Here is a 9,975-nt window from a genome sequence, read left to right as displayed (position 1 = left end):
GGCTCCGTCCTCCTCGACGAGACCGCCCTGTGGCCCGACAAGAAGTTCGTCATCACGAACATCATCGTGTCGCAGAAGTTCCTCAAGGAGCACCCGGACGTGGTCGAGGCCGTGCTGCGCGGCACGGTGAAGACCAACGACTGGATCCACGCCAACCAGGACAAGGCGAAGGCCTCCGCCAACGCCAAGCTGGAGGCGGACAGCGGCAAGCCGCTCGAGGGGAAGGTCATCGACCCGGCGTGGCCGAGCATCGCGATCACCGACGACCCGCTGGCCTCCACGCTGAAGACCCAGTCGGAGTGGGCGGTCAAGGCCAAGCTCATCGAGCAGCCCGACCTCGCCGGCATCTACGACCTGAAGCTCCTGAACAAGGTCCTCAAGGCCGCCGGCAAGCCCGAGGTCTCCGACGCCGGCCTCGGCGCCAAGTAACCCCGCAATCCAGCAATCCCAGGAGGTGACGACCATGGCCACCACGCTTGCCAAGGCTGCCGAGGGCTCCGTAGCGGAGCAGACCCACGCCGCCCGCATCGAGCACGTCTCGAAGTCCTTCTCCGGCCCGGCCGGATCGCAGCTCGTCCTGGACGACATCAGCCTCGATGTCGCTCCCGGAGAGTTCGTCACCATCCTGGGGGCCTCGGGGTGTGGAAAGTCCACGCTCCTGAACCTGGTCGCGGGACTCGACAAGCCGTCCGCGGGGTCCATCGAGACCCCCGGCGGCCGGCCGGCCCTGATGTTCCAGGAGCACGCCCTCTTCCCGTGGCTGACCGCGGGCAAGAACATCGAACTCGCCCTGCGCCTGCGCGGGGTGGCCAAGGCCGACCGCAAGCCGGAGGCCGAGCGCCTGCTGGAGCTGGTCCGCCTCGGCGGCTCGTACGGCAAGCGCGTGCACGAGCTGTCCGGCGGCATGCGCCAGCGCGTGGCGCTGGCCCGGGCGCTCGCCCAGGACAGCCAGCTGCTGCTGATGGACGAGCCGTTCGCGGCGCTCGACGCCATCACGCGGGACGTGCTGCACGGTGAGCTCACCCGCATCTGGGCCGAGACGAACCTCTCCGTCCTCTTCGTCACGCACAACGTGCGCGAGGCCGTCCGCCTCGCCCAGCGCGTGGTCCTGCTCTCCTCCCGCCCCGGCCGGGTCGCGAAGGAGTGGACCGTGGACATCCCGCAGCCGCGCCGCATCGAGGACGCGGACGTCGCGGAACTGTCCCTCGAGATCACTGAACACCTGCGTGGGGAGATCCGCCGCCATGGCCAGCACTGACACCACTTTGAAGGCCACGGGCAAGAACGACGACCTGGCCGGCCTGGAAGCGGGCCTCGACGCGCTCGACGCGGTCCAGACCCACCGCACCCCGGTGCGGGAGGTCCTCGTCAAGAAGGTCCTCCCGCCCCTCCTGGCCGTGAGCCTCGTGCTCGTGGTCTGGCAGGTCCTCGTCGCCACGAAGGTCACCGAGGAGACCAAGCTCCCGCCGCTGTCCGCGGTGTGGGACAGCCTGTCCCACATGTGGGTCCAGGGCACCCTGCTGGAAGTCGTCTGGACCAGCGTCTCCCGCGGCCTGCTCGGCTTCCTGCTGGCCCTGGCCATCGGCACCCCGCTCGGCCTGCTGGTCGCCCGGGTGAAGTTCGTGCGCGCCGCGATCGGCCCGATCCTCCAGGGCCTGCAGTCGCTGCCGTCGGTGGCCTGGGTGCCGCCGGCCGTCCTGTGGTTCGGCCTCAACGACGCGATGATGTACACGGTCATCCTGCTGGGCGCCGTCCCGTCCATCGCCAACGGCCTGGTCTCGGGCATCGACCAGATCCCGCCGCTCTACCTGCGGGCGGGCCGCACCCTGGGTGCCACCGGTCTGCGCGGGGCCCGGCACATCGTGATGCCGGCCGCGCTGCCGGGCTACCTGGCGGGCCTCAAGCAGGGCTGGGCCTTCTCCTGGCGCTCGCTGATGGCCGCCGAGATCATCGCCTCCTCGCCCGACCTTGGCCTCGGCCTCGGCCAGCTCCTGGAGAACGGCCGCAACAACATCGACCTGCCCGGCGTGTTCCTCGCGATCATCCTGATCCTGGTGGTCGGCATCGCCATCGACCTGCTGATCTTCAGCCCGGTCGAGCGGTGGGTGCTGCGCAGCCGCGGCCTGCTGGTCAAGAGCTGAGTCCGATGTCCCACGCACCCGCACTCCTGGTCATCGCCCACGGCAGCCGCGACCCGCGGCACGCCGCGACCGTGCACGCCCTGGTCGCGCGGGCCCGGACGCTGCGGCCCGGGCTGCGGGTGGAGACGGCCTTCCTGGACTTCAACACCCCGTCGGTGGGCCAGGCCCTGTCCTCGCTCTACCTGTCGGGCGTCCGGGAGGTCGTCGCCCTCCCCCTCCTCCTCACCCGGGCCTTCCACGCGAAGTCCGACATCCCGGCGGCGCTGGCCGAGTCGACGGCCCGCCTGCCGGGGCTCTCCGTGCGGGTGGCCGATGTCCTCGGCCCGTCCCCGCTCCTCCTCTGCGCCCTCGACCGCCGGCTCGCCGAAGCCGGCCTCACCCCGGCGGACCGCGCCACCACCGCGGTGGTGCTCGCGTCCGCCGGCTCCACGGACCCGGAGGCGATCGCAGCGATCGCTGAAACCGCGCGGGAGTGGCGGCACACCGGTTGGTGCGCCGTGCGGCCTGCGTTCGCCTCCGCCGCACTGCCCCGTACGGAGGACGCCGTACGGGCCCTGCGCGCCGAGGGCTTCGCCCGGGTGGCGGTGGCCCCGTACGTCATCGCCCCCGGGCGGCTCCCGGACCGCATCGCGGCGGGCGCCGAAGCCGCGGGCGCGGACGTACTGGCCGACGTCCTGGGCGCGGCCCCGGAACTGGCCGGCCTCCTGCTGCGCCGCTACGACGCCTCGGCCGCCGCTGCTCCCGCGGGGCTCCCGGCCCTGACGGCCTGACCCGCCGCAGCCGCGCCTCGAACGCCGGCGCGGCTCAAAGACCCGCGGCTCCGCCCCGGACCCCGCTCCTCAAACGCCGGAGGGGCTGAAATCGGCCTAGGCGCGGGCGGCGGCTTCGTCGGCCAGGGCGGTGAGGTCCTCGATGGACATGGCGCCCGGGGGGAGGCCCTCGCGGGCGAAGATGTTCGCCGCGTGCCGCAGCACGTCGTTGACCGGGGTCGGGACCCCGTGCAGCCGGCCCAGCAGGGAGATCTCCCCGTTGAGGTAGTCCGCTTCCACCGAGCCCGTCCCGCGCGCCAGGCTCTGCCAGGACGACCCGCCCCGGACGCCCGGCGCCTGGTTCACCTTGCCGTCCCGTGCCAGCGACTGCTCCGCGTCCGAGGCGTACGCGATGCCCGCCGCCCCGAAGGCCGCCTTCGCCTCGCGCACGGCCCGCAGCAGCAGCGCCGCCTTCGCCGGGTCCGGCTCCGGGCCGGTCGTCGCCTGGACGGCGTTGCCCAGGTTCCCCAGCAGCTTCGCGTACTTCCACCGCATCACGTCCTCGACCACCGGCGCCTCGAAGCCGGCCTTCCCGAGGTCCGCCGCGACGGCCCGGCACAGCGCGTCCGCGCCGCCCGCCGCCCGGCCCACGTGCAGGATGCCGGTCAGCGGCGCGCACAGGGCCGAGACCACGCCCGGCTCCAGGAAGGTCGCGGGCAGCCATACGCACACCCCGTACACGCGCGCGAAGCGCCGTAGGGCGAGCCGCTCGCTCTCCACGCCGTTCTGCGCGCACAGCACCGGCAGCCGCTGCGCCGCCGTGCCGCCGCCCGCGACCTCCGCGTCGCCCCACGCGTCGAGCGCGGCGACCGCGTGCTGGGTCTTCACCGCCAGCAACAGCACGTCGTCGGGGCGCAGTTCGCCCAGCTCGTCCGGTGCGGTGACCACGGGCAGCCGGTGTACCCGCTCCCCGTCGGCCGTGGTGAGCCGCAGCCCGTCGGCCCGCAGGGCCTCCGCGTGCGCGCCGCGCGCGACGAGGACGACCTCGCCGCCCGCCTCCGCGAGCCGTCCGCCGATGGTGGCGCCCACAGCGCCCGCGCCGATGATGATGTAACGCATGCCCCGAGCCTGGCACATCCGGGCCCCTGCGTTACGTTCGGGGCATGGTGAAAGAGGGGATCGATCTCGGCGGGGAGCTGCCCGTACGACGGCTCGGCTTCGGTACGGGCGGACTCGTCGGCCCCGGCTACTGGGGCCCGCGCGGCGAGCGGGCCGAGGCCCGGGCCCTGCTGCGCACGGCGGTGGAGCGCGGGGTCACCCTCATCGACACCGCCGACAACTACGGCCCCGACCTGGCCGAGGAGCTGATCGCCGAAGCCCTGTACCCGTACGGGGAGCGGCTCGTCGTCGCGACGAAGGGCGGGGTGGTGCGCACCGGCCCCGACCGCTGGCACGTGGCGGGCCGCCCGGAGCAGTTGCGCCGGCAGTGCGAGGCGAGTCTGCGGCGGCTGCGCGCGGACCGGATCGGCCTCTACCAGCTGCACCGCTTCGATCCGGCCGTGCCGGTGGCCGAACAGCTGGGCGCGCTGGCCGAGTTGCGGGCGGAGGGCAAGATCAGGCACATCGGGCTGGACACCGTGACCGCGGAGCAGGTGCGGACGGCCCTGGAGTCGACCCCGATCGCGTCCGTCCAGAACCCGTACAACCTGCTGGAGCGGGGCTCGGCGGAGGTGCTCGCGCTGTGCGAGGCCCGCGGGATCGCCTTCCTCCCGTACTACCCGCTCGGCAGCGGCGCCCTGACCCGCGAGAGCGCGGCCGCCGTCACCTCGGTGGCCGCGGCCCACGGCGCGGGCCCGGGCCAGATCGCCCTGGCGTGGCTGCTGCACCACTCCCCCGTCCTGTGCCCCACGCCGGGCACCGGTTCCCCCCTGCACCTGGCGGAGAACCTGGACGCGGCGACGATCCACCTCACGGCGGGGGAGCTGGAGCTGCTGGACGCGCTCGGCTGACAGCCACTGCCCCGCCTCGGACTCGCACTCAGCCTTGGGTCAGCTCGACGAGTTTGGCGACGGTGTTCCAGTTGCGGGTGGTCACGTCGATGCCCTTGACGACGGCGGGCCTGGCGAGGGCCTCGGCCAGTTTGGAGCGGCCCAGGCCGTCGGGGGCGTAGAGGTAGAGGACGCGGTCGCCGAGCCGGTACTCCTCCGGGAGGTACGAGGCCTGGTCGAGCGCGGCGAAGCGCTCCGCGCCCGGCTGTTCGGAGAAGAAGGTCGCGTGGAGCTGCTTGCCCTCCAGCTCCGCGGCCGGGAAGGGGCAGGCATCGGCGACGGCGCGCAGGTACGCCCCGTCCACCACCAGGCACGCCACCCGGAAGCCGAAGCGGGCCTCGATGGCCGTCTCCAGCTCCCGGGCGAGCGCCGCCGGGTCCTGCTCCGCGCTGCTGAAGACGGCGTTGCCGCTCTGCAGGTACGTCTGTACGTCGCCGTGGCCGAGCTCCTCCAGCACGGAGCGCAGCTCCGCCATCGGGACCTTCTTGCTCCCGCCGACGTTGATGCCGCGCAGCAGCGCCGCGTACTTCGTGGTCGTGGCCTTCTTCGTCATGGCGGCACCCTAGGGGGTGCCTATGACAGTTCGGCCTCGATGAGGTCGGCGGCCTGCCGCGTGCCCCCTTCGGCCGCCATCCCGGCGCGCACGGCCTCGGCGCGGGCGGCGACCCCGGGGTCGGCGACCAGCGCGAGGACCGCCTCCCGGAGGGTCGCGGCGTCGGCGTCCGCCATCGGTACGTGCCGGGCCACGCCGAGCGAGACCAGCATGTCGGCGTTGCCGAACTGGTCGACGGCCTGGGGGACGGCGACCATCGGGGTCGCGGTGGCGAGCCCTTCCTGGCTGCCGCCGGCGCCCGCGTGGGTGATGAAGGCATCGGCTTGGCGCAGGATGTCCAGTTGGGGAACCCAGCGGCGGACCTCGACGTTGGCCGGGATCTCACCGAGGTCGGCCTCGTCGGTGAACTTGCCGATCTGGAGGACGACGTACCAGTCGGGCAGGTCCGCGAAGGCGTCGATGCAGGCGCGGTAGAAGGCGGGCTGCTTGGTGAAGGCGGAGCCGAGCGAGACCAGCACGACCTTCTTGCCCTCGGCGGTGGCGGGCCTGTGCCAGCTGCCCTGGTTCGCGCGGTCGCCCTGGCAGGCGCCGACGAAGGTGTACGCGGACTCGTCGACGCGGTCGGCGTGGGGCTGGAACGCCCGGGGAATCAGGACGAGGCTGCGGCGCGGCCGGCCCTGGAAGCGGTCGACGTCGTCCCCGAGACCGTTCTCGGTGAGCCAGGCGGCGAATCGGGCGTAGTAGGCCCGGCCGCGCTCGGAGGCCTTCAGCTCGGCGAACATCGGCTCGGCCACCTCCTGCTCGTAGCCCTCCCAGGCGACGAGGTTCGGGGAGAGGGAGACGGCGGGGACGCCCCACCGGTGGGCGAGCACGGGTGCCGGATAGGAGGTGATGTCGTGCAGGACGAGGTCCGGCTCGTCGCCCGCGAAGGCGGCGGCGAGCTGCGGGAGCGCCTGGACGGCGTCGTTCAGGAAGGGCTCCAGGTTCTCGATGAGCTCGGTGCCCCAGGCCTCCGGCTCGTCGTCGGTGGGCAGGGTGGAGGTGTAGATCACGGGCGTGGCGCCGGTCTCCGCGATCTTCTCGGCGAAGGCGGCGGGGATGGCGTAGCTGACGCGGTGGCCGCGGGCGACGAGCTCCCGGATCACTTCGATGCTCGGGTTCACGTGGCCGTGGGCGGCGATGGAGAACATGGCGATGTGCGCGGCGGGTTTGGCTGAGGTCATGATCCGACCATAACGAGACGATACGTCTCGTGCAATTGTTTTCAGGTCACCGCGCCCCGCTCCCGGAACCAACGGCACCGCCGGACCCGACGGAACCGCCTGCGGGTGCGGTGATCCGCTCGACGTCGTTGGTCAGCGAGTCGAGCCAGGCCAGGCCGGCGTAGAACCGCGGCAGGGCGACCCCGGCTCCCGCGCCGCCCGGGGGCGGTCCGTCCGCCGGCACCGGCTGGTGCGCGGCCACCGGCGGGTCCGCGTCCGTCGGACCGTCCGTGCGCGGTGCTGGGGACGTGTGCGGCGGTGGGGACGTGTCCGCGGTCAGGACCGAGGCGGCGCGCAGGCGGGTGGCCACCCCCGTCGCCCGCTCGCGCAGGCGTGTCTGCTGGGCCGGTTCCAGGGGTGGGCCGCCCCGGGCGAGCAGGCGCCGCGAGCCCCACAGCACGTGGTGGCCCGTCATCAGGGCCGCCTGCCAGTCCGCGTGGGTCCCGACCAGCGCGCGGGGCTCGCTCAGGCGCTGCGAGAACGCGGACTCCGCCAGCAGCAGCGCACGCTGCAGCGCCGTGTCGTCCGGGGGCCGTCCCGGCCCGCCCACCGCCACGGCGGCCGCGGTGCTCCCGACCCTGTCGGCCGCCTCCGCCAGCAGCAGGGCGACCGCCCGGTGCAGCTCCACCTGCGCCCCGCGCGGCCAGGCGAGCAGCCCGAACACGATGCCGATCAGGCTGCCGATGACCACGTCGAGGATCCTCACCTCGGCCAGCTGCCAGGTCACCGGCGCCAGCTGGGCGAAGACGAAGGACACGACGAGGGTGAACATGCCCTGGGCCCAGCCCACGCCCCGTACCGGCCCGACCCGGAAGGCCACGAACATGACGAACGGCAGGGCGACCGCGTAGACGGTGGTGTGCACGCCGATGAGGGCCAGCAGGACGCCGGTCGTGAGGGCGCCGAGCAGCGTGCCGGTGAGTGCCGCGCGTACGGTCGCCCGGGTCTGGGAGACCGTGGTCCGGGTCAGGCTGAGCACGGCGAGCATCGCCCAGAAGCCGTGGGGCAGGGAGTCGATGCCCGCGATCGTCCGGGCGGCCGCGAGCGCGAGGCTGAGCCGTACCGCGTTCTGGAAGTGCACGGACCGCGGCCCGGCGTGTGCTGCCAGCCGGTGCCACCACAGGCGGGGCGCGCGCCGGCCGGCGTACCAGAAGCGGCCCGCGTCGGTCTCGGCCGGCAGCCGCGCGCGCAGGCCCCGTACGGCGAGTTCGGCCGCCGTCGTGAAGGCGACGGCGGCGTCCGCCACCTCCAGCAGCGCCGCCCTGCGCACGCCCAGCGCCTCGCTCGCCGGCCGCTCGTCCACCGCCACGGCATCCGCCCGTACGTGCCGCAGGGCGCGGGCCGCGTCGACGGAGTCGCCGGTGCCGCGCAGCAGGGCCGCGCTCTCGGCGGCGGCCGCGCCGACCGCGGCGGGCACCCCGGGCGCCTGCTCCGGCGGCAGGCGGTCCGGGGGCGGACGGCCCGGGGGCGGCGCGGGCAGGTTCACCATGCGGTTCAGGAGCGTACGGGCGGCCAGGCCCGCATGCGCGAGCCCGCGGTCCCGCAGCCCCGGCCCGGCGGGACGCTCGGCTTCGGGGACCCGGAAGGGCCGCAGCGCCTCACCGGCCGCCCGGGCCGCCTCCGCCCCGGCGGCGGACAGCGTGTACGGGGCACGGCGCAGCTCGTCGGCGCAGCGGGCGGCGGTGTCGGCGGCCGCGGCGGCCAGCGAACGGTAGGAGGTGCCGCGCGGCTCGGGCAGGACGAACAGCTCGGCGAGGATCAGCAGCGCGAGGCCGCAGGTCGTCCCCAGCAGGCGCTCGCCGAGGGTGTCGGGGGCGTAGGGCGGGAAGCACGGGAGGATGTAGAGCAGCTGCAGACCGGGCGCGGCCCCCGACGCGCGGGGCCCGGCCACGGCCACGAAGGCGAGGCAGAAGCCGATGACCAGCATGCCGGCCACGGCGGTCCAGGTGCGCACCGCGAGGTAGGTGCCGATCGTAACCAGCACCCAGGCCAGCGGCGTCGTGCGGGCGATGACGGCCGCCCGCTGGGGGCCGGTGCCGGGGATGTGCGAGAGGGCCGCCATCGACACGACCGCGAACAGGGCGTACGTCGCCGCGACGGACAGGTCCAGCCCGTACAGGAACAGGAAGAACCCGGCACACGCGGCGAGCGTGGTGCGGATGGCGCGCCGCGCCACGCCGCTGGGGCCGCGGGCGGCGCCTGCGTCACGGTCGGCGCCCATGCCTCCAGCATCGGGCCGCCCTCCCGAAGCCACCACCCACGGGGGCGGCCGGCGGGCGGTGGTAGAACTCGGACGGGTCGTGATCACGGGAGCGGGGAGCAGCGGCATGGACGAAGCACGGGCCAGGCGGGTACTGACGGCGGCGGGCCTCACGCGCGGGGCGGCCCGCGAGCCGGCCCTCCTCGCGTTCGGCGAGAACGCCGTCTTCGCCGTCGGCGACCTCGTGGTGAAGGTGGGCCGGGAGGCGGCGCTGCTGGAGCGGTCCCGGCGGGAGCTCGCGGTGGCCGGCTGGCTCGCGGCGGCCGGGGTCCCGGCGGTCCGCGCGGCCGAGCCGGAGCCGCGGCTCGTGGACGGGCATCCGCTGACCGTGTGGCACCGGCTCCCGGACGCGGTCCGGCCCGCGGGCGCCGAGGACCTGGCGGTGCTGCTGCGCGCCGTACACGCCCTGCCCGCGCCGCCTTTCGCCCTGCCCGCCCGGGACCTGCTGGGCGGGGTGGAGCGCTGGCTGCAGCTGGCGGGGGACGCGATCGACCCTGCCGACGCGGCGTACCTGCGGGCCCGCCGGGACGCCTACGCCGGCGAGGTGGCGGCCCTGACCCCGCACCTCCCGCCGGGCCCGGTCCACGGCGACGCCCTGCCCCGCAACGTCCACGTGGGCCCGGACGGCCCGGCCCTGGTCGACCTGGAGACCGTCTCGGCCGATCTGCGCGAGCACGACCTGGTGGTGATGGCCCTCTCGCGCGACCGCTACGGCATGCCCGCCGAGGAGTACGAGGCCTTCGTGTCGGCCTACGGGTGGGACGTCCGCGCCTGGCCGGGCTGCGCGGTCCTGCGCGGCGCCCGCGAGACGGCGAGCTGCGCCTGGGTCTCCCAGCACGCCCCGGCCAACCCGAAGGCACTGGCCGAGTTCCGCCGCCGCGTGGCCTCCCTCAGGAACGGCGACCCGGAAACGCGCTGGCATTCCTTCTAGGACCCGGAGGGCAAGTGCCCCTGCGGAGACG

General features: G+C 74.5%; 9 protein-coding genes and 1 pseudogene. 6 read left to right on the top strand and 4 right to left on the bottom strand.

Annotation, left to right across the window (positions count from 1 at the left end; translation table 11 throughout):
- The 4 genes and pseudogenes from AB0D29_RS23510 to AB0D29_RS23495 form a co-directional block, all read left to right on the top strand.
- A pseudogene (locus tag AB0D29_RS23510) lies at positions 1-429 on the top strand (sulfate ABC transporter substrate-binding protein); the annotation flags it as partial.
- 34 nt (positions 430-463) lie between these two features.
- Positions 464-1,258, top strand: coding sequence for an ABC transporter ATP-binding protein (locus tag AB0D29_RS23505; protein ID WP_030713685.1), 795 nt, complete (start codon positions 464-466; stop codon positions 1,256-1,258).
- On the top strand, positions 1,245-2,141 hold the full coding sequence (locus tag AB0D29_RS23500; protein ID WP_362856790.1) for an ABC transporter permease: 897 nt from the start codon (positions 1,245-1,247) through the stop codon (positions 2,139-2,141). The genes AB0D29_RS23505 and AB0D29_RS23500 overlap by 14 nt, the downstream gene beginning before the upstream one ends.
- 5 nt (positions 2,142-2,146) lie before the next feature.
- Complete coding sequence (locus AB0D29_RS23495) at positions 2,147-2,911, top strand: CbiX/SirB N-terminal domain-containing protein (RefSeq protein WP_362856788.1); 765 nt, start codon at positions 2,147-2,149, stop codon at positions 2,909-2,911.
- Positions 2,912-3,007: 96 nt separating this feature from the next.
- Here AB0D29_RS23495 and AB0D29_RS23490 read toward each other — a convergent pair whose 3' ends face one another.
- Positions 3,008-4,009 carry a 2-dehydropantoate 2-reductase N-terminal domain-containing protein gene (locus AB0D29_RS23490; RefSeq protein ID WP_362856786.1) on the bottom strand — a complete coding sequence of 334 codons (1,002 nt, stop codon included), beginning with the start codon at positions 4,007-4,009 and terminating at the stop codon, positions 3,008-3,010.
- A gap of 44 nt (positions 4,010-4,053) precedes the next feature.
- Between AB0D29_RS23490 and AB0D29_RS23485 the strand changes: the two genes are divergently transcribed.
- The gene (locus AB0D29_RS23485; protein WP_362856785.1) at positions 4,054-4,899 is read left to right on the top strand and encodes an aldo/keto reductase; all 846 of its coding nucleotides are present in this window, start codon (positions 4,054-4,056) and stop codon (positions 4,897-4,899) included.
- Between the two features lie 28 nt (positions 4,900-4,927).
- Here AB0D29_RS23485 and AB0D29_RS23480 read toward each other — a convergent pair whose 3' ends face one another.
- From AB0D29_RS23480 to AB0D29_RS23470, 3 genes are read right to left on the bottom strand one after another with little or no spacing between them, the layout of a single operon-like run.
- A complete protein-coding gene (locus AB0D29_RS23480; RefSeq protein WP_362856784.1) occupies positions 4,928-5,491 on the bottom strand; it encodes a DUF1697 domain-containing protein in 564 nt (187 codons plus the stop codon).
- Between the two features lie 20 nt (positions 5,492-5,511).
- Positions 5,512-6,714, bottom strand: coding sequence for a macrolide-inactivating glycosyltransferase (gene mgt, locus AB0D29_RS23475; RefSeq protein ID WP_362856782.1), 1,203 nt, complete (start codon positions 6,712-6,714; stop codon positions 5,512-5,514).
- A gap of 46 nt (positions 6,715-6,760) precedes the next feature.
- Positions 6,761-8,974 carry an FUSC family protein gene (locus AB0D29_RS23470; RefSeq protein WP_362856781.1) on the bottom strand — a complete coding sequence of 738 codons (2,214 nt, stop codon included), beginning with the start codon at positions 8,972-8,974 and terminating at the stop codon, positions 6,761-6,763.
- A gap of 106 nt (positions 8,975-9,080) precedes the next feature.
- Between AB0D29_RS23470 and AB0D29_RS23465 the strand changes: the two genes are divergently transcribed.
- Positions 9,081-9,944: an aminoglycoside phosphotransferase family protein gene (locus tag AB0D29_RS23465; protein WP_362856779.1), complete on the top strand. Its 864-nt coding sequence runs from the start codon at positions 9,081-9,083 to the stop codon at positions 9,942-9,944.
- Positions 9,945-9,975 lie beyond the last annotated feature (31 nt).

The organism is Streptomyces sp. NPDC048424, assembly GCF_040651555.1.
GTDB lineage: Bacteria > Actinomycetota > Actinomycetes > Streptomycetales > Streptomycetaceae > Streptomyces.
Note: the sequence above shows the minus strand (reverse complement) of the source record. Positions and strands in the feature narration are given on the sequence as shown.